This window comes from Oceanospirillum sanctuarii (genome assembly GCF_002150805.1).
GTDB classification, from domain to species: Bacteria; Pseudomonadota; Gammaproteobacteria; order Pseudomonadales; family Halomonadaceae; genus Oceanospirillum; species Oceanospirillum sanctuarii.
The window spans coordinates 39,549-62,328 of sequence record NZ_MTBA01000005.1 but is presented as its reverse complement, the minus strand read 5'-3'; the positions used below and the strand labels follow the sequence as shown (position 1 = coordinate 62,328).

The window sequence follows — 22,780 nt, the reverse complement described above, 5'->3', positions numbered from 1 at the left end:
TTCAGGCGTGGCAGGGCGAACATCAGCTCTGGCAGCGTCAGGTTCGGCCAATCAATGTTCAGATCCGGGAAAGCGGCACTCAGCTCTGGCAAGTTCAACGTTGGCCAAGGCAGATCCAGTCCCGGGAAGTCAATATTCAGACCCGGTAGATTGAGCTGATCCAGAGCAAAAATGAACTCTGGCAGCGTCCACTCCGGGAAGCCTACTTCCGGCCAGGCTGGGAATGCGGTATTGAAATCCGGCCAGGAAAGACTGATCTCCGGGAAGGAGATATCCATACCCGGTAACTGCAGCATTTTAATGCTCAACAGCAGATCCGGAAGCTTCATATCCGCCCAATCAAAGTCCAGATCCGGTAGATCCAGATCCGGTAGAGCCAGCTTAATCGCATCCAGATTGAAGTCTGACCAGGCAACATCAGGCCAAGGCAGATCCAGCGTTGCCAGATGAAGGTTAAGCTCATCCCAGCCCATCGTCGGCCAATCCGGGCTAAGTCCTTCAATATTGAAGTCAAATTTCAGGCCAGGCAGGTTAAGACGCGGCAGCGCAAACATCAGCTGCGGGAAACTCAGACTTGGCCAGTCAAGATTCAGGTCAGGATAAGCCAGATTCAGCTCAGCCAACGACAAGTAAGGCCAGCCCAGATCCACATCCGGGAAGCTGATATTCATCTCTGGCAGCCCCAGTTCCGGCAATGCAAAACCCAGCTCCGGAAGGGATAGATTCGGCAGATCCACATTAGGCAGCAGACTGCTGATATCCAGGTCTGGCAGATTCAGGCTTGGCATACCCGGCAAACTCATATCCACATAAGGGAACGCCGCCAGAGAAAGATCAATCGTCGGAAGATTCAGGGACAGATTAAGATTTGGGTCAAGATCAAACAGGTTAAAATTGAACGGCAGATTAACTGGTAACAGACTCAGATCAGCCACTAACGGTGTTACGCCATCGGTCTCTGTCAAAGCAACAGATCCCACCGTCATCAAGCCTGCTGCGCCATACTCACCTGCAATATTAGCGATTAAACCCGCACCTTGCAGACCGGAGAAGGTCACCATGGCGCCACCGGACTTCTCACCTTCAGCGGACACATCGCCACCCACAGCCAGTGATGTTTCGCCATTCAGGACAGACATCAGCAGCACATCCTGAGCCGCCTCACCCTCAACCAGCTCCATCTGTGTTTTAGTAAAGCCAAACTGACCGGATAGGTTGTAAGCCAGAGCCTCAACAGACAGGCCAAGATCAAGATCCGCGTTTACAGCAAAGAAGTCATGGTAACGGTCTTCAGAATAATCGAAATACAGAGAACCCAGTGTCTCTGTCACTGCCTGACCTCGGGTATTAAAGCCAACGTTAACAGAGTTAACTTTATTAATGGCCAGACCCGGCAATGCAGAACCATCGAGCTGAGTCAGGGCTAGGTCACCTGCACGGAGTACGCCCGCAACACCAAACTCATCCAGCAGGAAGCCGCCCGCGATGTCGTTCATAGACAGAGACAGACCTGTGCCGTCGGCACCGACGTTCAGATCCAGCGCGCCATTTTCAACCTCAAAGCGAACAGAATCTGCAGCCCCATCAACAACAAGATCTACATCCGCAGTTAAAGCTTGCCCGCTAAGATCAAGCTCACCTTTGCCCGAAATTTGAAAACGATCCCCACTAACACCATCAGAGAAGTGAAAATCACCATTGCTGATAGGGTTGAGACTCAGATTCAGTGTTTGATCATTATTAGTACCGAGGGTCTTGGCAAAATCAAAGCTGATATCTGTTGCGGAAAAATTGAAAGAATCAGATAGCCCGCTGGATGCTCCTGCAGCCGCCCCTTTTGCAAACAACCATGCGTGGTCATCATCGGATTTATCTGTCGTGATATAGCTCAGAGCCAGATCAAAATCATTCAGAGAAAGTGATAAATTGCCCGGCACATCAACTGTTGCACTGGCATTATCAACGTACAGATTCCAAACTGAGTAATCGGTCAGAACACCGCCAGCATCAGTCAATGAATAATTCAGATCATAGGTTACCTGAACATCACCCGTCAGATTTATACCTGAGAAACTTAGATCACCAGTGAAGCTATATCCTACAGTCGAACCAAAATAATCTACGTTAAGAAACTGTCCGAATTGATCCCTCTGTTCAGAGCCAAAAACATCTCCGATAAAATTAAAACTCTCATCAATTGATCGAGTGATAAGTTTTAGTTCGCCCGCGTTTTGCTCTAAATCAAAATAAAGGTCAGTACCTTCAATTGCTAAACCACTAATAGAATCAAATGCACCCGATGAAGATCCAAAGGTCATAATAGTAAAGACATCACCTTCACTCGGCACATAACCATTCAAAAGATTAATTTTTAGAGCACCGCCAAATTCAACATTATTAATAACATTTATTTGATCATACTCAGTTCCAGCTTCAGTCCCCTCCAACTCAATAAGGACCTCTGCCTCATCTATAGTGCTAAAACTGTCATATGTAACTAAACCAGGAGAATATCCCGGACTGAGCGTTCCCTCATTAATCAGATTGAGCTGTACATTGCCACTGCCACCCAGAATTTCACCCGCTCTGATAATCAGGTCTCCACCAACCTGGTAATCGCTTGATGCGATATTGGCCATATCAAAAGCTACATCATCCACCACGAAGTCTGAGTCAGCCTCAGGCCTGTCATACGCCGAAACCTGCTGATTGAGCTGATTTAGCTGTTGAAAGTCATCCAGAGTGTAGCGCTCATGAAAGGCATTCAAATTATCCTTATCATCCAAGAGGTTTGCAGAAGCCACCTGCACACCTGCAAAAACAGGATCTGCAGAAAGCAGAATCCTCGGCTCCAAAGACTCAACTTTGAATGCGTTACGGATTAGTTCAGACAATTTACGACGCTTGAAAAACATGTAGCAATCCTTTCAGAAGCAGCTCAGGGTGGACAGAGCAGTGGCAATATACATATTTGGTAAATATATCAAAAACGACCTATCGTTTACCATCTGTTACAGTTGCTTTCCAAAGTTAATTTTCTGAAAATGACGTATACAAACTAATACAGAATCAAAGCGATAGCCCTATTAATGCGGGATACATACTCAAACCAATGTAACCCAATGTCAGCAATACAATTCTGACAAAAACAAACACGGAACTATTTGCTTTTTTCGTACTACATTTCTCTGGAGCTAACCCGAATGCAACAAACAAAACTTTATCTTTTACTCATACTTACAGCTACAGGCTTACAGGGCTGCTCCAACACCTCTCCTCAAGACATAGTTCCTGAAAGCCTCACTGTGACGGCTGAGCCTGCCACCCAAAAACCTTCAGTGCCTTTCGAAACAGAGTATCAGCAGATGAGAAGCCGATACTCTGAACTACAACAATCACCTGAAAATAACATTACTCTGAACAACCCTAAAAAAACTAATATAGAAAACCTGCCTTTAGTAATTGAGGATAGAGTCTCTCCTCAATTCTTCTTCAAGCCAGGGCAATATATGATCCCTGATGACAAAACCAGATTTGAGCTAGAAAACTGGATAAAAGACAATCTGGCTGATTTGAAAAACCAGATACAAGACCATGAAAATAAATATGGAACCAAATACCAAATCAACACCCTGATTATCGGCTCATCAAATGGTGTCGCCACAAGACCAGGAGGTGTTCCATATAAAGGTGAACTAGGTGATATTTCAATAGCAGCTAATAAAACAGCCAGAGGTAAAGAGTCAATCAATATCCAGTCTGGCGGAACTGTGACCAATGCTGAACTATCAGCAATTCGCGCGTACTCTGTAGCAGATAAATTTTCAAGTCATCTATCTGATACAAATACATCCTTTGATATAAGAACAATTAATAAGAAAGGGGGCGAGCACAGGTATTCTCAAATTGTTCTTTCGATATCTCAATTAAGATAGTTCACTAATTACTAATTAAAAACGTAATCACAACAAAACACTTCGCCTTTAACAACTTAAATTTCTGTTATTAAAGGCGATTCCCCCAAACACATATTTCCCGTTATCCTTAGCACCCTGTTTTTCACGCTTTGCTACCGGTGCTTTACCCATGACATCCCCTGCTTCATCCGCTAACAGCTCCTCGACCAACCCTAACGATCTGCCGATTCTGGCGCAGGTGCCGGAGCTGGTATCTCAGCTGCAATCTCAGGAGCTGGCGTTGCTGTCGGCGGAGCCGGGTGCCGGTAAGACCACACGTTTGCCCATCGCGCTGATGCAGCACCCTGCATTCCAAAACGGAAAGATCATTATGACCGCGCCCCGTCGGGTGGCAGCGCAGGCGGCGGCCTCCTATATGGCGGGACTGATCGGGGAATCCGTGGGTGACAGCATCGGTTATCGGGTGAAGGGCGATCATAAGGTGAGCCGCAATACCCGTCTGGAACTGGTGACTTCCGGTGTGCTGCTGCGCATGTTGCAGAACGATCCGACGCTGGAGGGTGTGAGCCTTGTGATTCTGGATGAGTTTCACGAGCGTACCGTGGACAGCGATCTGATTCTGGCGCTGTGCCGTCAGATGAATCTGCTCTATCGTGATGATGATCCGGCGGGGCTGCTGGTGATGTCGGCAACCCTGGCTCAGGAGGCGCTAGAAGCAACGCTGCAGGTGCCGATCCTCTTCTGCGAAGGTCGCACCTACCCGCTGGAACACCATTACAACCGTACCAGTGTGCCGGTCTCCGAGCGGGTGCAGGCAACCATAGACACCTGTTTAGAGGTTATCGATACACAAGACGGCGACATCCTCTGTTTTCTGCCCGGTGTTGGTGAAATTAACAGAGTAGCGGAAGCCCTTTCTGCCCGCTGTCAGCAAACCAATATCGACCTGCGCCAGCTGCACGGTCAGCAGAAACTTGCGGAACAGCAGGCGGCGCTGGCACCGGCGCAAAACGGCCTGCGTCGCTGCATTCTCGCTACCGCCATTGCGGAAACCAGTCTGACCATTGATGGCATCACCTTAGTGGTGGATTCCGGCCTTGCCCGTGAGGCGCGTTTTGATAAAGAAGCCGGTGTGGTGCGCCTGCATACCCGATCCGTCACCCGTGCCGAGGCAAAACAGCGCGCCGGTCGTGCCGGTCGTACTCAGGCGGGTACGGTGTTCCGCTGCTGGAGCGAAGATCAGCAGGGTGCACTCTCTGCCCAGCCGGAACCTGAGATCAACCGGCAGGATCTGTCGGAACTGGCGCTGCAGCTGATTCAGTGGGGCTCAGATGATCCCCAGGAGTTCGATTGGGTGACACCGCCACCGAAAGCGCGCTGGCAAAGCGCCCTCGCCCGTCTGCAGCAGCTGAAGCTGGTCGATAAAGCTCAGGGCAGCAGCAGTCTGCAGCTGACAGAATGGGGCCAGGCCTCCCGACAACTGGTGCTTTCTGCCCATCTGGGACGGGGCTGGCTCAGCCTGTTAAAAGCGGCGGATCACGCAGCACAACAACTGAATGCTGATCAGCTGGCCGCCTGTGCCTTTATCTTCAGTTTGTTACAGGAAGGCGCGCACCTGCCGGAAAATGAGCTGCTGGCCGCCTGCGAGCAACTGATTCAGTCCCGCGATACCGGCCATAAAGCCCTGTGTAAACGCATCGAACAGGGTGCGCTTCGTCTGCTGAAAGAGAGCCAGCAACTGATTCAAAACGATCAAAGCGATGCCGCAAATCCGAATCCAAACATAGACACTGTATATAAAAACAGTAAAGACTTACTATCGCTGTTAAGTGCAGCCCACAAGCCTGCCACCAGCCTGATAACTCAGCTGCAGAATGCCGCCTTTATCGACCTGATGATTGAAGGGTTGTGTCATACTTATCCTGACAAGGTGGGTTTAAAGCAGAGCTCTGCTAATACCCCTTCCGGCGATGCAGGTATCTACAAACTGAGTAATGGCCGACAGGCGCAGCTGAAAAGCCATCAGCAGCCGGAATTTGTGATCGCCCTGCACGCCCGCTCTTTCAGCCAGGACAGTCGGGAAACCCTGACCCTATGGCTGGTACTGGATAAAAAAACAGTGACTACTCACTTAGCAGATCAGATTGAGCAAAAGCCTTTCTGTCACTGGCAGGCTGACCGCCTGATTAACAGCGTACAAACCCGACTTGGGCAGCTGGTGTTGGATGAAAAACAGGGTGAGAAACCGGATCAGGACGCACTGAATCAGGCGGGTATTCTGCGGGTTCAACAACAAGGGGTTGATGCCCTGCCCTGGCAGGAAAATGATATCGCCCTGCGCCAACGCATAGAGTTTTTGCGCCTGAATGGTACGAATCAGAATGACGAGGAGCAGTGGCCGGATCTGTCTGATCAGGGTTTGCTCGCTTCAGTGGAAGAATGGCTGGTGCCGTTTCTGAGCGGCGTAAACAATCAGCGTCAGTGGCAACAGTTGCCGGTCAGCGAGATGCTGAAAAGCCTGCTTAGCTGGCCGCAACAGCAGGCTCTGGACAGTTTGGCACCGGCGGCACTTAAAGTAGCCTCTGGGCGCACAGTGAAGATCGATTACAGCCAGAATCCGCCCACCGTCAGCACCAAACTGCAGGAGATGTTCGGCACGGAAAATGTCCCGGCTATCGCAGGAGTTCCCGTCAGTATTCATCTGCTCTCCCCTGCGGGGCGGCCGTTAGCAGTAACGTCCAACCTCGCCACCTTCTGGCGGGAAGTTTATCCGGAAGTACGTAAGGAGATGCGAGGTCGCTACCCGAAACATCCCTGGCCGGAAGACCCGTTAACTGCAGAAGCAACTCATAAGACCAAACGAGCGTTGGGGCATTGAAGCAACAGTAAAGGCTCGTTCCCATGCTCCGCGTGGGAATGCATTCCAAGGCATCGTGCTTGCAATACTTCAGATTGAGTTAAAAACGGTGGGTTACCACGCAGAGCGTGGGAACCAGTTGCTGTGTGGTGTATTAAGCCGGGTACAATCGCACGACTCGCTCCTATGCTCCGCGCGGGAGTGTCGAGCCACTACAACTCAATCCCGCTTAAACCCATAAGGCACGTTGCGGCGTTTCACCGGTGTGGATTTGACGATAGAGGTATTGGTATCTGCCAGCGCGGAGACCTGATCGAGAATATCATCCAACTGCGGCATGCTCTGGAAGCAGATACGGGCATAGAAGCAGTCCTCGCCAGTAACTTTGTCACATTCGATAATCTCGGGGATATCCGCGATCAGGGCTTCAAGCTGTTTGAGTTTGCCGGGGTACTGGCGCATACGTACCAGCGCCGTTAGCGGGTAGCCAAGACTTTCCGGATCAAGTTCCAGGGTGTATTTGTTGATCACGCCCAGCTCTTCCATCCGTTTCAGACGTTCGTTAATGCTGGGCGAGGACATATTCACCGCTCGCGCCATCTCTGCGACGGAGATGCGGGCATTGTCATCCAGCAGCGCCAGCAGGCGGCTGTCGATGGCATCCGGAGACCAATTTTCGTTTTTAAGGATTTTCCGCATTTTCTCTCTCTTTTTTAAAGCCCGAAGCTTTCACAGCCTTATTTTTGCCATTAGAGTCTGGCTCAGTGACTATTAATCTATGTCTAATCAAAACGGTTAGCAAAGGATTTAAGAAATGATGCAATCTGATAAAAAAGGCACGCTGGAGATGGTCACCGCAATGGTGCTCTCCGGCACCATAGGTTTTTTTGTGATCGAGTCAGGTCAGTCGTTCTGGAATGTGGTGTTTTTTCGCTGCCTGATCGGCGCGCTATTTCTGGGGGGCTATATCGCTTTAAACGGTCAGTTCCGTCGGGAACAGTTCGATCTGAAAGTGCTGGGATTGATTATCGCAGGCGGTATCACCTTAGTGGGTAACTGGGTGCTGCTGTTTGCCTCCTTCGATCATATCCCCTTCTCTATCGCGACCATCGCTTATCATCTGCAGCCTATTATGCTGGTGATTGCCGGTGCTCTGCTGGCTCGTCAGCTGCCGGGGCTGCATATTCTGTTTTGGCTGGCGGTAGCTTTAGGTGGCTTATGGCTGGTGGTGGGTCTGGATTCAACTCAGCTGACGGCGCTGTTTGACGGCCAGTCCGCCACAGAATCTGTCATGACAGGCCTGCTATTGGCACTGGGCTCGGCCTTGTTGTACACCATCACGACTCTGCTGACCAAGAAAGTCAGCGATATTCCTTCCGGGGTGATCGCCTTTGTACAGGTGCTGTTAGGCGGTGCATTCCTGCTGCCTTTTGTGGAGTTTGGTGATCTGCCGACAGAACTACCTGCCTGGGGTTATCTGGCCTTTCTGGGTCTGATCAATACCGGCTTTATGTATGTGATTATGTACGATGCCTTCCAGCGCCTGAGTACCTCGCTGATTGCGATTCTCTCTTTCATCTATCCTGTGGTCGCGCTGTTTGTGGATTATGCCGCTTTCGATCATGCAATAACGCTGGCTCAGGGAGTGGGTGTGGTGCTGATTCTGCTCGCGGTCTGTGCGGTGAAATTTGACTGGAAACTGCGTTTTAAAGCACAGGTATTAGGAGCTGCCAGCTAAGTTCAATTTCTGCTGTTCGTTTCCTGTTGCTTGAGTTCTGAAAAATAAACCAAGCAAAACAAAACGGCCTCTGTCACTTCACCATGAGTGACAGAGGCCGTTTCAGATCGGTTATTTCAACCTATTCGGCGATTTCGACCCGGTTGCGACCATTGGCCTTCGCCTGATACATAGCTTTGTCCGCTCGCAGGATAATGGAGTGGAAGGTATCTTCAGGACGATACTCCGCGACTCCAAAGCTACAGGTGGCATGACCAACCTCATTTAACACCAGTTCACTGATACTGGATCTCAGCTTATCCGCGACGGTGATTGAATCTTCAAGCGCAGTCGAAGGCAGAATAGCAACAAACTCTTCCCCGCCCCAGCGGGCGAAAATATCGGTAATACGCATCTGCTTGCTGATACAGTGACTGATCTTCTGCAGCACCAGATCACCGGCAGCGTGGCCGTAGGTATCGTTCACCTTTTTGAAGTGATCAACATCGAAAAAGATGATGGAAAACGACTGAGACTTGTAGCGACGCACCCGGTCGATCTCTTTCTGCAGTTCCAGCTCAAACTTGACCCTGTTATAAACACCGGTCAGATGATCCACCACGGACAGCTCTTCAAACTTGGTGGCGCGAACCTTAAGGGCACGATTCATCTCTTTCAGACGGGCATCGTTGTGGCGCACCAGCTCCGACCAACGGGTATAGATACGGGAGATAAGTTCACCCTGAGTAATCTGCCCCACGATCATGCCTTCATGATCTTCCACAATCAGACGCTTAAACTGACGGGCCTGAATAAAATCCAGCGCTTCTTTGATGGAGGCATCGTAGGCAATTGTTTCGATAGGCGAACTCATATAACTGGAAACCGGCAGCTGAAGATCTTTGCCCTCACCAAACAGTCGAACCACCTCTTTGGTGGTGATAATGCCGACGGGCTCCGCCACATCAAAAATCATCACGCAATCATTCAGCATGTGATCCATCAGTCCGATCACATCGATAGCAGCATCAGTCGCCTGAGCACACTTTAAGTGCTGACTATGGATAATCTCACCGATGGAGCGCTTCTCCAGCAGCAGCTGAGGATCAACGCTGGAGATAATTTCAGTGTAAAAAACCACACCGCTCAGACTGTCGTTTTCATCGGTAACACAGAGACATTCGATATCGTGACTGACCTCATCGAGAATATCCGACAGCAGTGCCTCTTCGCTCACCGCAAACAGGCGATCATATTTAATGGTGTTGATCGGCAGGCTAAAATCGATTTTTGCTAAACGCAGCCGGATCAGGTCGTTGGCGGTCAAAAGGCCAAATCGGTGGTACTCGTTGTCTGAGGTAACAATGATATTCCGGTGGTTTTCCTGATACATCAGATCGATTGCACTCTGAATTGAGCACGTATCCGCAATCTTAATGACGTTTTTCTGGGCAATATCTCTGATTTTCAGGTTGTTCAACAGGCTGTCCTTCTCTTACAGGGTCGCTGGATGGTGGGCAGGAGTGTTTCCGGTCGGATAACGCAAAGATCTCCGATAAGGGTTACAATCCATGCCCTTTCAGCGTTTTAACGCTCTTTTTATAGCTTTATTGTACTGCCAATCAACATCCGGAAAGTAGCGCCAGCCGACAGTTTTTATGGCCAAAATAGAATTTGAATATGCCGACAGTCTGAAAAATGATTTTGAGATTAAAGGTGAGTTTTACCGCCTGACTCAGGATGAAGAAAATTCCCTTATCTGCCGCCGGCGGGTGGAAATCAGCCTGAAAGGTGCAACAGGTCATAACACTCAGCCGGATGCCGTTGCCGTACTGATGAATCCCGGCAGTATTCGCTTTGCTGACTCCGTTGAAGAAACCAGTCTTCCTCTGATAACAAATGCTGCTCAGCTGTCGCTGCGCGACACCCATCTGAAGACCCTTAAGCCGGATAATACTCAGTATCAGCTGATGCGCTTAATGCGTCAGATGGGCTGGGCACGACTTCGCCTGATCAACCTGTCTGATCTTTGTGATGCCAATAGTGATTCTTTCGCCCGTCTATATCGTGAGCTGAATGACGATAGCCAAGCTGAAGCTATCCCCCATAGCCTGCTTCACCCAAGCCGGGAAAAGGAACTGAAACGGTTGTTAAAAGCAGATCAGTTGATCCTTGCCTGGGGCAGTAATCCGGTTCAGCAGGCTGATGCAGAAGCATTTCTGAAATTGGTTAAACGGCGCAAACCGGTCGGACTGGCACTGGAATATCCCTGGTACCGCTTTGCCAGCCCCTACCGAAAAGATCAGAAAATGAGCTGGCTGCAGGAGATGGTTACTCTTCTGCAAGCAGACTGTTATTAGAAAGAGCAGGAAACCTCTACTACACAGTTTCGTCCCTGCTCTTTAGCCTGATAGAGGGCACGGTCCGCTTCTCCAGTGATCAGTTCGAAGTCGCAATTGGACTCCTCATCAAGTGAACCATGGATCATGCCGATACTGACCGACGCTTTGACACTGGCGTCAGAGTTCAGATCAAGTTTGATCTCTTCCTCAAGAGAATACCTGATCGCCTCTGCACAGCGATGATAGTCACTTACCGGAAGATTCCAGAGTAAAACGGCAAACTCCTCCCCCCCTAAACGCCCTAATATCGCGTTTGATGGCAGCTTCTCCTGCACCCTGCTCACGAAAGTTGCCAGTACCTTGTCTCCTGCAGCATGGCCACGGGTATCGTTGATCTGCTTAAAGTGATCCAGATCTATCATCATAAAAGCAAAACTGTGAGGCTTCTTCCGGCGTACCTGATCACTGATTGCTTTGTAAAACCCACCCCGGTTTAAGGCTCCGGTGAGACCATCGTGGGATGCCAGATAGGTGAGCTTGTCGATCTGCTGTAGGCGCTTATGAGCCATAATGGCATTCATCAGCGGTGCCAGTGCAATCATGGAGACACTGAGACGAAGGGACATCAGATTATCCCACGACACCAGATGGGCATAGGCAGAGATATAACCCTGTGCCACAAACAAGAGTGTCCAGAAGCAGTAGATCAGCGTCAGAACAGCTGTGGTAAACAAACTGTACGTCAGGCCACACCAGAGCAGCGCCACAATAGGAATTGCCAGAGACCCGGGGCCATCCACAACTGAAACCAGAATACAAAGCAGCACGAAAGCAATAAAGGGCAGCAGATCATAGAGCATAGAATGATCAGCCTGACGGCGATTACGATAGGAGCTTCGAAACTCCTGCATTGAGCCAGGAGCTGTCAGCACCAACGGCAGAAAAGCGATATAGTTGACGAATTCTGAGACACTCCAGAAGATTGCCCCTTCAAGCGGTGTACCATTCCAGAAGTAGGGATAAACAAAAATCCCCGCGATAGATGCCGAGAGTGATGCGATAAGGGCAACGCCGATCAGACGCAAAATTCCAAGTTTCTGGGTGATGGGAAACAAGCCGCCGGGCAGCAACCGAACCAGAGCCAGACCACCTGCTACACCTAAAAGATTACCAAGGTTTAGCAGCAGGTTTTTATCCCAACTAGAACCGGTTATCCAATCCGCCAGAAGATATCCTGAGAAGGCGGCAAGCCAGCCCGCTGGTCGGGTAAAACCTGGTTGGCGCGCCATTATCCCCAGCAGTAAAGCATTCGCCGGCCAGACCGATGCCAGTGAACCCACCGGACGGGAAAAAATCCCCAACAAGGACAAAGCAAAGATTGGAATCAGAATAAAGATCAGCAGCTGCACCAGACTTGGTGTCAGCGCCGGAGGGTTGAATGCTTCTGAACTGAATTGACGCCGCAAGTGATCCACACACACTCCAATCTTGTTGTGCAAATCCTTTGCGGGCATATTTCCTGATCATTATCGGTCACTTACCTGAGGCTATGTTATGCCTGCTAATAAGCGACCGACAGAATACTCTTTAACCTCAGTATAGAAAGATCTGCTTTTTGTACCAGACAAGTATGAATTGTAAGAATCGGGGAAATTGTAAGCTTTACTTTTAATGCCGCCCAAAACTTACAAAAGACAACATTGAGTTACAACAACCTTGATCACGGAATAAAGCACTAATAAAATACATCTATCTTCGGAACAGAATCAGGGTAGCGTTATGCCGATCGTGACATCCAACACCACCATTACTGCGGTTTTTACCCCTCGAAACCTGGATTCCAACAAACAAAACGAATTTCGTGCCTCTGAAGTTCAGACACGCCCCAACAGGGAATCCTCTGTCGTTGCAGATACCAATCAGCGCACCGGAACTCCCAACGACCTTGGGCTGTCATCCACCAGCCGTGTTGAAGGGCCGTCCAAACTTCAAAGCCTGAACGACATTATTCCGACAGGCCCTGAAAAAGCGCCTTCAGCGGTAGTTGATATCTCTGCAGAAGCGCAAAACGCACTGAAGAATGCGCAAAAAGAGATTCCGGCTCAGAGCAAAATTCAGGATGCTGAATTTGCCGCAGACCTTGCTGCCAGCACCGGTAAGCAGATGAGCGAACAGCCAACGACAACGGTAATGGCACAGGCGAACACAGCTCCTCAGCAGGCTATTGCTTCACTGCTTTAAACAGCCTTTTACCGATAGTCCTAATCGAACAAGCCCCGTTCAGTTGCCTGACGGGGCTTGTTTTTTATTGGGATGAGGATTGAGATTGGGATTGGGATTGGGATTGGCAGAGCGATAAATTGCTCAGAACACCGATAGCCATTGGTTCAGCAGATACAGCCCCGCCGCCAAAAGCCCCACGGCAAAAACACCAAATAGCGGGCTGATCTCATTCTGTTCCGGCGTCACCAGATTCCAACGATGACCTTCAAGACGCAGCGCCAGCTGATCAGGGGCTTCGCTGACTGATAGCTGAAGCTGATCGGCTACAGGTACTCTGGGAATCTGCTGCCAGAACTCAGGGCGCGGCTCTGCTGCAGAAAGGTCACTCAAGCCCTCACAAGCAGAAACCGGTAAGCAGGCTTTGATTCGGATATTTCCAGCCCTCCCGGCCTCGGCGGGATTTTTCAACTGCTGAATCAGGCTTTGGAAACTGTCACGATCCCAGGCAGCGGCGTTGCTTACTACAGCATCTTCATCACCGACAGCTTGCTCGACATAATGTACCGCCACCTGTTCGATATCCTGTGCCAGCTGCTCTTCCATCAATACAGGCAGGAGTTTATTAAGATTGCGCTTTACTCCTTCCGGTACGTCGACCTGATGAAAGCTCACCAGCTCATCCGCAAGAAACAGATAAAGATTAATCGGCAGATCACCTGCTGTACCAGCTTTCTGAGCCAGATGCTGTTGAAAACTATCAAACCCACCCTGCAACGCATTCCGAAATCCCTGATCCGCAAGGGAAGCTTCCAGTGGAAACCAGATCAGAGGCTGTTCCGGGTCATCATAAGGTCGGTAGATCACCGCAAAATTAAGACTCATGACAGGCTCCTTAGAGGTTTACGGCCAGACATTATTACTTTCTGAACTGTCAGATAGGTTAAGACGAAATTCATTCCTTCGACTCCCGGGAAAAACGCTGCTGGGACACCGGCTGAAACCGACGCTGCAAAATATCGATCTCACCAGTTTCAAGATTACGGTGCAGTAAAGTCGTCAGCGCCAGACGCTGCTCCAGCCAGTCCACCTGAGAGGTGATCATAAAATACTGGCTGCGGATGCTGAAGAGTTCCGCCAGAGCAATATCCATGGAACGGGCCGAGAGAAATTCATTAACCGAGGTAACCGGAGTGTATTCAATTCCCGCCAGCATCTGCTTTGCCTGATCGACACTCATCGCTAACACCGCAGCCAGCGCTTCGGGGTTGGCAGTATTCAGGTTCAGGGGGGTATGGTCTGGCAAGGCAACCATCAGCTCCCCCATACGGTAACGATCCTGTGGCAAAGCAGCTGTGAGCAGCATCAATTCATCGGTATCCAACAGGTACTGGTCAGCAGTACGGTAGGCAGGCTTTATCAGCAGATAATCGTTATCTTCCGCCCCGGTCAGCCCAGTGGGAATATTGTTACTGTCGATCCAGTCCAAAGCCTGATCCGCCAGCACTTCAGAAATCTGATTAGCAGCAAGCATGCGGCGCAGACCAGAGAGGTGACGGGCATCGGTATGCTCGCTCTCACCTTTCAGCAGGTTATTAATGTTGAAATAACCATCCAGAGGCAGAATCCGGATACGCAGATTATCTGCTTCTGAGGCAGCATCGCTGGCATCCAGAGCAAACTTATCTAACTGCCCCCATGGCTCGGAGGGATGATCATAAGCCTGATCACCAGCAGACTGATCCTGTTGCCAGTCTTCCTTAAGCAGCGCGATGGCGTAACTTTCTCCGCCCCGTACATAAGCTTCAAGCTGCTGTTGCTGCTGATAGTCACCGGCGCGCTCCGCCTGAATACTACCCTGACTCATCATACGAGTGGCCAAAATAGCGGCGATGGCAAAAATCAGCAGTACACTGATCAGGGCAACACCGGATTCTTTAGTATTCCCCGGTTGACCTAAACTCTTGCGGTTCAGCGAGACGGCCTGAGCGTTCAACATCAGATCCCCTCCCGGGCAAAGATACGTTGAATCTGACCATGGGTTTTATGGCTGAAGCGCACATCGATACCATCAGGCAGACTTCGGAAATCGATCTGTCCCTGCTGGCTTTCTACCGGCCAAAACTCCTGCCACTGGCCATCGCCCATCAGGCGTACAGAGAAACCGGAAACATCCTCCAGCAAGACCTGCACCTGCGGCTCACTGTCCTGAGCCCTGTCGAGTACAGACCAGACCAGACGCTGTAGCTCATCATCCTTCAGCCGGTAGCCAATACGCTGCTTTACACCGGTATTTACGATAGCGGATTCAGAGTCAGAATCTGACGCTGATGAACTCTCCTCCCCCGCAACCATCGACCAGCTCCCAGAGCGGGTAAACTCCAATGGCAAACCACCGCGATAATTAACGGAGAAAGCCGGTAGCGGGTCGCCCAACTCATCTCTGATGGAACGTCGGGTGAGTTGTTTCAGATCCTGCTCAATCACAGACACAGCTTTTTGCAACTGGCTGAAGCTATCGGAGCGATCTCGGGTGTGCTCGTAAGTGCGGATCACACTGTTCAGCATCCGGTAGCCGGCAAGGCCGATCAGCGCAAAGATCGCTACCGCGATCAGAAGCTCTAAAAGCGTGAAACCGGACTGGGATTTTGCTTTCACGCGGCGCGGATAATGAAGCGCTTTAGGCTTCGAAGCAGCGAGCATATTAAAGCTCCGTTCGCATAAAGCTGGTGAGTTGGGCCAAAGCAAAGTCAGATGCTGAGCCCTCACCCTCTTCATTACTGAAAACCTGCAACTCTACCCGAACCAGCAAAGGCGATTCTGTGGCACTGGTCTGAGCCTTAAGCAGAAATCGGCGACCTGCTAATTCAGCTTCGGCACGACTTTCACCAATTCTTGGAGGCGTACCGGCAAGACGCAACTCATTCATCCAATTCTGTGCCGCCCAGTTAGCGACAACCCGTTGCTCCAGTTGAGCACTCTGACGCACAAAACCACTGCTGGCGGTTAAGAGTCCAGCAGAGGTAACCGCAAGAATCGCCAGAGCGATCATAACTTCCAGCAGGGTAAATCCCTTCTGATGAGAAAGTATAATTTGGCGTCGGGAATGATGACTCATCATAAGCGAGGATTACTGGGTCAAATCCACGTAATCGGGCTCAGGTAGGTAGCTAAAGCTGATGGTACGGCGACTCTGATCAACATCGATCTGACTGAGTTTGGCAAAGCGACTCATAGCGAGCATAAACTCATGGGCTTTTCGGCTATCGCTATAGCGGATCTGAAGCTGACCCGTCTGTTTTGACTGAGCACCAGAGCCAGTTGCTTTATGCTGAATCAGACTGAGGCGATGCGCCGGTAGCTCCTGTTTAAGCCAGAGATCCATCGGCAGAAGATCGATCATGCCAAACTGGTTTAACCGGTTATAAGCTGCCAGTTGAGCGCGTTCAAGACGTTCACTCTGTTTCGTCTGCCAGTTTCTGCGTTCCTCAACCCTCTGCATCACTGGCTGCCAGATCGTGAGATACAGCAGCACCAGGAAAAGTACACCCGACAACAGCTTTAAGGCATTTCGGTCACGAACCGGCAGATTATTCCAGCCGGACTTCAGCCCATCAGGCAAACGGGCAGCAACAGCCGAGAGAAACCCACTGATTCCCTGACTGAATTTGCGGCCGATGTTTGCTGAAAAATCCCGATTAAACGCCATAAATTATCCATTTTTTCTAACTGCCAGCCGTTTGTTCTAACTGCCAGTCGTATGTTCTAACTGCCAAAAATAAAAAAAGATGCTCGAAAAAAGTAAGCGGCTCAACTCTACTGTGACTGTAACTGGTAATCCGGTTGCCCTGCGCCATCGCCGGAGAAAACCAACACTCGGTCCGGCATCTCAGGAAAATAAAAGCTCAGGCTAAAAGCCTGAGTCAGACCTGAAGCTTCTATCATCAATTCTGATTGCGCCTTGTCGGCTACCTTCAGCGTAAAGCGCATCTCCCGCTCAGGCTTATAGAGGCTCAGTGAGCGGAATTCGGCTTCCGTCCAACTGCCTTCCGGCTGGCGCTTCAACGTGGTCAGGGTCATGCCAGTTGCAGGTACTGCCCCTTCAGCCAGTGCAGGAGGTTCATCGCCATATTCCGGTTTAAAGACTTCAAAACCGTAACTGCCCGCTTTTACTTTTAGCCTTAAGGGCAAACCTGTGCGCACCGCCTGCTGCTGAGCGCTGATAAAAACACTACGCAGACGTTCGCCTTCAGCAATCAACGCCCGTTGACCGGAATGATCCCCGCGCAAAGCGATGGCAGCGGTCAGCAAAATGCCGATAATTACCACCACCACAAGGATCTCAATCAGGGTAAAGCCCTGCTGCCGGTTAACGGGTTTCACAGCCGTTTATTTGTCCCAGTTACCAATATCGGCGTCAGTGCCTTCGCCGCCTTCCTGACCGTCAGCACCCAAAGAGTAAAGATCGAAATGACGACTCTTCTGACCCGGACGCTGGTAGATATAAGCATTGCCCCAAGGGTCTTCCGGCATTTGCGGCAGGTAACCATCAGGATTCCAGTTTTTAGCCGACGCAGGCTTTTCAACCAGAGCCTTCAGGCCTTCTTCATTGGTCGGATAGCGAAAGTTATCCAGCTTGTACATATCCAGCGCATTGCTGATGGAACGGATATCATTCTTGGCAACGGTGACACGGGCCTCATCCGGACGACCCAGAATAGATGGCGCAACCAAGGCACCCAAAATACCCAGAATGACCACAACAACCATAATCTCAATCAGGGTGAAACCCTGTTGTTTTTTGGCCACTGCCTTCTTATCAGTAGAAACAACCTGTGATTCGGTTCGGGACTGCATCTGAATTTCCTGATCTTTCATAAAGATTCCTTTAAATATTTCACATAACGCACTGAACTGAATTCAACCAATCAGCTGATTCATATTCAAAATCGGTAACAGGATCGCCAATACGATGGTCAGTACCACACCACCCATGGCGATCAGAACGACCGGCTCAAATAAGCCCACAACGGTAGCAACCAGAGCTTCCAAAGTCTGTTGCTGCTGCTTAGCCGCCCGGTCCAACATATTTTCCAGTTCGCCACTGCGTTCACCACTGGCGATCATATACAGCATCATTGGCGGAAAACGACCGCTCTGCTCAAGGGCCTTAAACAAAGATGTGCCCTCTTTCACTTTACCGGCAATCTCGCTCACCTGCTGACGCATAAAGTGGTTTGGCATCACTGCCGCTGCAATACTAAGCCCCTCAACGAGAGGAACGCCACTGCGGGAGAGAATACTTAAGGTTCCGGCAAAACGGGAAGCGTTAATGCCCCGGCTGATCTTTCGGGTCAGGCGAAAATCGGTCAGCCAACGATCCACCGCCAACCTGAAACCGGGCTTTCGGTAAGCTGATGAGAAGGCCAAAAAACCTAGACAAAGCAGCAGTAAAAGATGCAGGCCAAACTGATTGAGAAAGTCGCTTACCGCAATAAGTCCTGCTGTCAGCGGCGGGAGATCGTTTCCGGTTCGGGTGAAAACCTTGACCACATCAGGCACGACTACCGCCAGAAGGAAACTGACAATCGCTATCGAAGCCACCGTCAGAAGCCCCGGATAGAGCAGTGCCAACTGAATCTTCTGACGAGCCTGCTCTCGCTGTTCGGTGTAATCTGCCAGCTCATTCAGTACCAGATCCAGATGACCGGCATGTTCACCGGCTGCCACTGTTGATCGGTACATTTCCGGAAAGGCATTGGGGAAGTCAGCCATGCCATCAGCAAGGGTATGACCTTCCAGAACGCGGGATCGAACCCCTAACAACAGGCTTTTCACTTTGGGACGTTCCGACTGAGCGGCAACGGCCTGCAAAACCTCTTCCAATGGCATTGCCGCCTGAACAAGGGTTGCCATCTGGCGGGTACAGAGCGCCAGCTCTTTAACGGACATGCCAGGACCGGAGAGGAAACGACTCTGCTTACTTTTTGACTCTGCTACCTGATCAACAGAAACCGCGATCAGGCCCTGATCTCTTAACAGCTGACGAATATGGCGAGGGCTCTCCCCTTCCATCACGCCTTTTTTCTTCGCGCCGGATGCGGTCAAAGCCTGATAGTTAAAGGCTGCCATTATGAATCACCATCAACCTTAATCATCTCGGGTCACACGCAAAACTTCTTCGACCGTGGTGATACCAGCCAGCACCAGACGCAAGCCATCCTGACGTATGGTCTGGTAAGCATCACTGCTATCAGCTTGTGAAGACTGTCTCAGATATTGATCGATCTCCTGCTCACCTGCCTGCTGATGGATCAATCGGCGCACATCTTCATTAACGGTCAGAAGTTCGTAGATACCGGTTCGGCCACGATACCCCTGCTGATTACAGTGCTCACAGCCTGCGGCATGGTAAAGGGTAACGTCAGCGTTATCACTTAATCCCATCAGAGCCCGCTCGGCATCATCGGGCTGGTAAGGCGTCCGACAATCAGTACAAAGCACCCGCACCAGTCGCTGTGCCAACACACCCAGCAGACTTGAAGCCAACAGAAAGGGTTCAACCCCCATGTCCTGCAAACGGGTCACAGCACCAGCAGCGGTATTGGTGTGCAAGGTCGAAAGTACAAGGTGACCGGTTAAACTCGCCTGTACTGCGATTTCCGCGGTTTCGATATCACGGATCTCACCGACCATCACCACATCCGGGTCCTGACGCAGCATAGCGCGCAACCCTCGGGCAAAGGTCATATCAACCTTAGGATTCACCTGAGTCTGGCCGACACCTTCAAGGTTGTATTCGATAGGGTCTTCAACCGTCATGATGTTACGGCTGGCATCGTTCAACGCCGTTAACGATGCATAAAGCGTGGTAGTTTTACCGGAGCCGGTGGGACCGGTTACCAGAAAGATTCCGTGGGGCTTAGCCAACAGTTGACGGAGACCACTATGAATCTGTTCAGACATACCCAGCTGAGCCAGATCCATACGACCGGCATTTTTATCCAGAATACGCAGCACAACCCGTTCGCCGTTACTGGACGGAAGTGTTGATACACGAACATCCACTTCACGGCCGCCCAGACGCAAGGAGATACGACCATCCTGTGGCACACGTTTTTCGGCGATATCCAGCTTTGCCATCACCTTAATACGAGAGGTCAGAAGCGGTGCCAGAGCCCGTTTAGGCTCCACAACCGGGCGTAAAACACCATCGACACGAAAACGAACGACAAGGCGCTTTTCAAAGGTTTCGATATGGATATCAGAAACACCTTCTCGAATCGCTTCCTGCAGCAAGCCATTGATCAGACGGATAATGGGCGCATCATCCTGTTGATCCAGCAGGTCTTCTGTCTCTGAAACAGAATCTGCAAGACTGGCCAGATCCATCTGATCACCAATACCCTGCACCATCTGCAGGGTTTCAGAAGAGTCAGACTGATAATGGCGGGTAAGTTGCTGCTCGAATTCTGCGGCAGGAAGGAGTACCACCTCACTCAGAGGGCCACAAATTCGCATCGCTTCGCCGAGCGCTGATGCATTCATCGGCTCTCGGACATAACAGATCTTTGTGACACCGTCGGGATCATCAACAGAAGAGCTGACCAAAACTCCCTGTTTTTTGGCAAAGGTAAAAGGCAGCGATGCCAAGAACTTTGAGTCACTTACGAAAGGCAATTGAGGCTGCTCTGAAACCTCAGCAGGCAGATCAACCGACTCGTGCGATTCAATGCTTTCTGAAAAATCAGCTCGCATATCAGTCTCTACCGCCTTCAAAGAGCTGCTCGACGCTGCCTTTTGGCTGCCCTGATTCCTCTGACTTTTTATCACTCAAGTCACCATCACGGGCTTCTACACGATAGATACCCTGATACTTGGCATCTGCGACAGCCTTAAGGCGGTTACTATCACGAATAATTTTTGGTCGCAGAAACACCAGCAGATTACGCTTGGTTTTGGTGACCTGAGTACTACGAAAAAGAGCGCCGATCAGAGGGATATCGCCTAACAAAGGCACTTTACTGACGGATTCCTGCACATCATCCTGGATTAAGCCGCCCAGAACGATGGTCTCTCCGTCAGAAACAAGAATTGTGGTATCGATAGAGCGTTTATTGGTAATACGATCCGCAGATCCGGTCGCCAAAGGGTTATCAGATGGCACCAACGATGACACTTCCTGCTGAACCTCGAGGCGCACGCTATCATCGTCATTGATCTGTGGTTTTACTTTAAGAGTGACACCGACATCTTCACGACTGATGGTCGTGAATGGATTTGTCGTCGTGGAGCTTGTTGTCGTTCCTGTCAGGAAAGGCACATTCTGACCAACAACAAACTCAGCCTCTTCGTTATCCAGCGTCATTACACTCGGCGTGGAGAGCAGGTTTGCGTTAGCTGTTGTTGCTAAGGCCTGAACTAAGACTCCAATATCCTGTCCTCCGACAGAGCCAGCCCCGCCCAGAAAAGCACCATTAACCTTTCCAATTGAACCTGCACCGCCAGTGGTTGCAACATCAGAAACTAAAGAGCCTGTAGAAACACCGGCATTACCAAAACTGGTTCCGCCAACTGGCCCATTCTCAAAATCACCCACCAGCCATTGAATGCCCAGTTGCTCGCCATTACTGCCACTGACTTCAACAATAACCGCTTCAATCAATACCTGAGCACGGCGGATATCCAGCTGGGAAACCAGACTTTTCACCTCAGACATCACAGCTGGTTCAGCCCGGATGACTAAAGCATTCAGGGACTCATCGGCCTGAAACTGTGCTTTGGTGACTGTTGGCGGGGCTTTCTCAGATGATGAGGAAGAATCGTTAATCACCTTGCTCAGAAGTTCAGCAACTTTGGCTGCTTCAGCATAGTTAAGCTGAATAACCTGAGTGACACCTTTGCTTTCAAATGGTTGATCCAGCTTAGAAATCAGTGACTTGATACGCTTACGATCCGGGTCACTGCCTTTGAGAATCAGTCGGTTTGAGCGTTCATCTGCAACAATAGTAAAGCGTCCCGCCTGGCCTTTTGCAGACCGCCCCGACTGAGGAACCAGTTCTTCCAGTAATTTTGCCAGATCACCAACCCAGGCATGACGCAGACTGATAACTTCAATCTGTTCGTCCTTGCCACCGTCGATACTCTCGATAATACCTTTCAGACGCTCAATATTAGCGGCATGGTCGGACAGAATGAGTGCATTTGAAGACTGCACACCGGCAAGATGGCCGTACTGGGGAACAAGGGGTCTTAATACAGGAACGACTTCGGCAACGGTTGCTGACTTGAGCTGAATGACCTCAGTAATAAAGCTATCGCCTTTGCGCAAGCCTGAACGGGTACCTTCCTGTTTACTGGTGGCATTAGGAATAACCTTGATTGCACCATCTGCAGTTTCAACCGCCACAAAGCCATGAACATTCAGAACAGATAGAAATAACTGATAGACAGCCTCATCATCCATAGAAGCTTTAGAAATAACCGTTACCCGGCCTTTGACACGGGGATCAACAATAAAACTTTTACCGGTGATATCAGCAATCTGGCTGATAAAGGCATCAATTTCAGCGTCTTTTATATTGACCTTCCACTGCCCAGCAAAAACCGGCAGCGACAGCAACAATAGGCTGGTTAGTATTATTTTTTTAATCACCGAAACTCCGTTTCTGCTTTAGCTCTGATGAAAACCCGAAGGCGTTAACTGGTAACCACTAAACAACATAAA

19 protein-coding genes are annotated in these 22,780 nt (G+C 50.2%); 5 read left to right on the top strand and 14 right to left on the bottom strand.

The genetic code is table 11. The features are described 5' to 3' along the window. Window positions 1–2,915 (bottom strand): LEPR-XLL domain-containing protein (locus BV405_RS12510; RefSeq protein ID WP_086481233.1); only part of this gene is annotated, 2,915 nt, incomplete at its 3' end. A 288-nt stretch (window positions 2,916–3,203) separates the two neighbouring features. Here BV405_RS12510 and BV405_RS12505 point away from each other — a divergent pair. Then, the gene (locus BV405_RS12505) at window positions 3,204–3,935 is read left to right on the top strand and encodes a hypothetical protein (protein ID WP_086481232.1); all 732 of its coding nucleotides are present in this window, start codon (window positions 3,204–3,206) and stop codon (window positions 3,933–3,935) included. Between the two features lie 151 nt (window positions 3,936–4,086). After that, entirely contained in the window at window positions 4,087–6,795 is a 2,709-nt protein-coding gene (locus BV405_RS12500) for an ATP-dependent RNA helicase (protein WP_086481231.1), read from the top strand. A gap of 198 nt (window positions 6,796–6,993) precedes the next feature. On the opposite strand, the gene BV405_RS12495 is transcribed toward BV405_RS12500, so the two are convergent. Next, window positions 6,994–7,473 carry an Lrp/AsnC family transcriptional regulator gene (locus BV405_RS12495; protein ID WP_086481230.1) on the bottom strand — a complete coding sequence of 160 codons (480 nt, stop codon included), beginning with the start codon at window positions 7,471–7,473 and terminating at the stop codon, window positions 6,994–6,996. Between the two features lie 115 nt (window positions 7,474–7,588). Between BV405_RS12495 and BV405_RS12490 the strand changes: the two genes are divergently transcribed. Then, window positions 7,589–8,512, top strand: coding sequence for a DMT family transporter (locus BV405_RS12490; RefSeq protein ID WP_086481229.1), 924 nt, complete (start codon window positions 7,589–7,591; stop codon window positions 8,510–8,512). Between the two features lie 121 nt (window positions 8,513–8,633). Here BV405_RS12490 and BV405_RS12485 read toward each other — a convergent pair whose 3' ends face one another. Next, complete coding sequence (locus BV405_RS12485; protein WP_217895650.1) at window positions 8,634–9,971, bottom strand: diguanylate cyclase; 1,338 nt, start codon at window positions 9,969–9,971, stop codon at window positions 8,634–8,636. Window positions 9,972–10,149: 178 nt separating this feature from the next. On the opposite strand from BV405_RS12485, the gene BV405_RS12480 reads away from it, so the two are divergent. Continuing rightward, window positions 10,150–10,851 carry a DUF1643 domain-containing protein gene (locus BV405_RS12480; protein ID WP_095533090.1) on the top strand — a complete coding sequence of 234 codons (702 nt, stop codon included), beginning with the start codon at window positions 10,150–10,152 and terminating at the stop codon, window positions 10,849–10,851. Here BV405_RS12480 and BV405_RS12475 read toward each other — a convergent pair. Then, window positions 10,848–12,308 (bottom strand): GGDEF domain-containing protein, encoded by a 1,461-nt coding sequence (locus BV405_RS12475; RefSeq protein WP_176330148.1) that lies wholly within the window; start codon window positions 12,306–12,308, stop codon window positions 10,848–10,850. The genes BV405_RS12480 and BV405_RS12475 overlap by 4 nt on opposite strands. Before the next feature lie 304 nt (window positions 12,309–12,612). Between BV405_RS12475 and BV405_RS12470 the strand changes: the two genes are divergently transcribed. Next, window positions 12,613–13,074, top strand: a complete 462-nt coding sequence (locus BV405_RS12470; protein ID WP_086481227.1) for a hypothetical protein — start codon at window positions 12,613–12,615, stop codon at window positions 13,072–13,074. A 123-nt stretch (window positions 13,075–13,197) separates the two neighbouring features. Here BV405_RS12470 and BV405_RS12465 read toward each other — a convergent pair whose 3' ends face one another. From BV405_RS12465 to gspD, 10 genes are all read right to left on the bottom strand, one after another. Next, window positions 13,198–13,938 carry a type II secretion system protein GspL gene (locus BV405_RS12465; RefSeq protein ID WP_086481226.1) on the bottom strand — a complete coding sequence of 247 codons (741 nt, stop codon included), beginning with the start codon at window positions 13,936–13,938 and terminating at the stop codon, window positions 13,198–13,200. A 70-nt stretch (window positions 13,939–14,008) separates the two neighbouring features. Continuing rightward, the gene (gene gspK / locus BV405_RS12460) at window positions 14,009–15,052 is read right to left on the bottom strand and encodes a type II secretion system minor pseudopilin GspK (RefSeq protein WP_086481225.1); all 1,044 of its coding nucleotides are present in this window, start codon (window positions 15,050–15,052) and stop codon (window positions 14,009–14,011) included. Further along, window positions 15,052–15,756 (bottom strand): type II secretion system minor pseudopilin GspJ, encoded by a 705-nt coding sequence (gene gspJ / locus BV405_RS12455; protein ID WP_176330147.1) that lies wholly within the window; start codon window positions 15,754–15,756, stop codon window positions 15,052–15,054. Before gspJ ends, gspK begins: the two co-directional genes overlap by 1 nt. 1 nt (window position 15,757) lies before the next feature. After that, a complete protein-coding gene (gspI, locus tag BV405_RS12450) occupies window positions 15,758–16,174 on the bottom strand; it encodes a type II secretion system minor pseudopilin GspI (RefSeq protein ID WP_086481223.1) in 417 nt (138 codons plus the stop codon). Window positions 16,175–16,183: 9 nt separating this feature from the next. Continuing rightward, the gene (gspM, locus tag BV405_RS12445; RefSeq protein WP_086481222.1) at window positions 16,184–16,762 is read right to left on the bottom strand and encodes a type II secretion system protein GspM; all 579 of its coding nucleotides are present in this window, start codon (window positions 16,760–16,762) and stop codon (window positions 16,184–16,186) included. 107 nt (window positions 16,763–16,869) lie between these two features. Then, window positions 16,870–17,436 carry a prepilin-type N-terminal cleavage/methylation domain-containing protein gene (locus BV405_RS12440; RefSeq protein WP_086481221.1) on the bottom strand — a complete coding sequence of 189 codons (567 nt, stop codon included), beginning with the start codon at window positions 17,434–17,436 and terminating at the stop codon, window positions 16,870–16,872. Between the two features lie 6 nt (window positions 17,437–17,442). Continuing rightward, complete coding sequence (gene gspG, locus BV405_RS12435) at window positions 17,443–17,931, bottom strand: type II secretion system major pseudopilin GspG (RefSeq protein WP_342743964.1); 489 nt, start codon at window positions 17,929–17,931, stop codon at window positions 17,443–17,445. A gap of 42 nt (window positions 17,932–17,973) precedes the next feature. Beyond that, the gene (gene gspF / locus BV405_RS12430; RefSeq protein ID WP_086481220.1) at window positions 17,974–19,185 is read right to left on the bottom strand and encodes a type II secretion system inner membrane protein GspF; all 1,212 of its coding nucleotides are present in this window, start codon (window positions 19,183–19,185) and stop codon (window positions 17,974–17,976) included. Window positions 19,186–19,203: 18 nt separating this feature from the next. Next, a complete protein-coding gene (gspE, locus tag BV405_RS12425; RefSeq protein WP_086481219.1) occupies window positions 19,204–20,811 on the bottom strand; it encodes a type II secretion system ATPase GspE in 1,608 nt (535 codons plus the stop codon). Window position 20,812: 1 nt separating this feature from the next. Then, entirely contained in the window at window positions 20,813–22,708 is a 1,896-nt protein-coding gene (gene gspD / locus BV405_RS12420) for a type II secretion system secretin GspD (RefSeq protein WP_086481218.1), read from the bottom strand. Between the last annotated feature and the right edge of the window lie 72 nt (window positions 22,709–22,780).

What these genes read in the sequence shown, in the direction of transcription:
- BV405_RS12505 (WP_086481232.1), top strand. Translation starts at nt 3,204, where the DNA reads ATGCAACAAACAAAACTTTATCTTTTACTCATACTTACAGCTACAGGC.
- BV405_RS12500 (WP_086481231.1), top strand. Translation starts at nt 4,087, where the DNA reads ATGACATCCCCTGCTTCATCCGCTAACAGCTCCTCGACCAACCCTAAC.
- BV405_RS12495 (WP_086481230.1), bottom strand. Translation starts at nt 7,473, where the DNA reads ATGCGGAAAATCCTTAAAAACGAAAATTGGTCTCCGGATGCCATCGAC.
- BV405_RS12490 (WP_086481229.1), top strand. Translation starts at nt 7,589, where the DNA reads ATGATGCAATCTGATAAAAAAGGCACGCTGGAGATGGTCACCGCAATG.
- BV405_RS12480 (WP_095533090.1), top strand. Translation starts at nt 10,150, where the DNA reads ATGGCCAAAATAGAATTTGAATATGCCGACAGTCTGAAAAATGATTTT.
- BV405_RS12470 (WP_086481227.1), top strand. Translation starts at nt 12,613, where the DNA reads ATGCCGATCGTGACATCCAACACCACCATTACTGCGGTTTTTACCCCT.
- BV405_RS12465 (WP_086481226.1), bottom strand. Translation starts at nt 13,938, where the DNA reads ATGAGTCTTAATTTTGCGGTGATCTACCGACCTTATGATGACCCGGAA.
- gspK (WP_086481225.1), bottom strand. Translation starts at nt 15,052, where the DNA reads ATGTTGAACGCTCAGGCCGTCTCGCTGAACCGCAAGAGTTTAGGTCAA.
- gspJ (WP_176330147.1), bottom strand. Translation starts at nt 15,756, where the DNA reads ATGCTCGCTGCTTCGAAGCCTAAAGCGCTTCATTATCCGCGCCGCGTG.
- gspI (WP_086481223.1), bottom strand. Translation starts at nt 16,174, where the DNA reads ATGATGAGTCATCATTCCCGACGCCAAATTATACTTTCTCATCAGAAG.
- gspM (WP_086481222.1), bottom strand. Translation starts at nt 16,762, where the DNA reads ATGGCGTTTAATCGGGATTTTTCAGCAAACATCGGCCGCAAATTCAGT.
- gspG (WP_342743964.1), bottom strand. Translation starts at nt 17,931, where the DNA reads ATGAAAGATCAGGAAATTCAGATGCAGTCCCGAACCGAATCACAGGTT.
- gspF (WP_086481220.1), bottom strand. Translation starts at nt 19,185, where the DNA reads ATGGCAGCCTTTAACTATCAGGCTTTGACCGCATCCGGCGCGAAGAAA.
- gspE (WP_086481219.1), bottom strand. Translation starts at nt 20,811, where the DNA reads ATGCGAGCTGATTTTTCAGAAAGCATTGAATCGCACGAGTCGGTTGAT.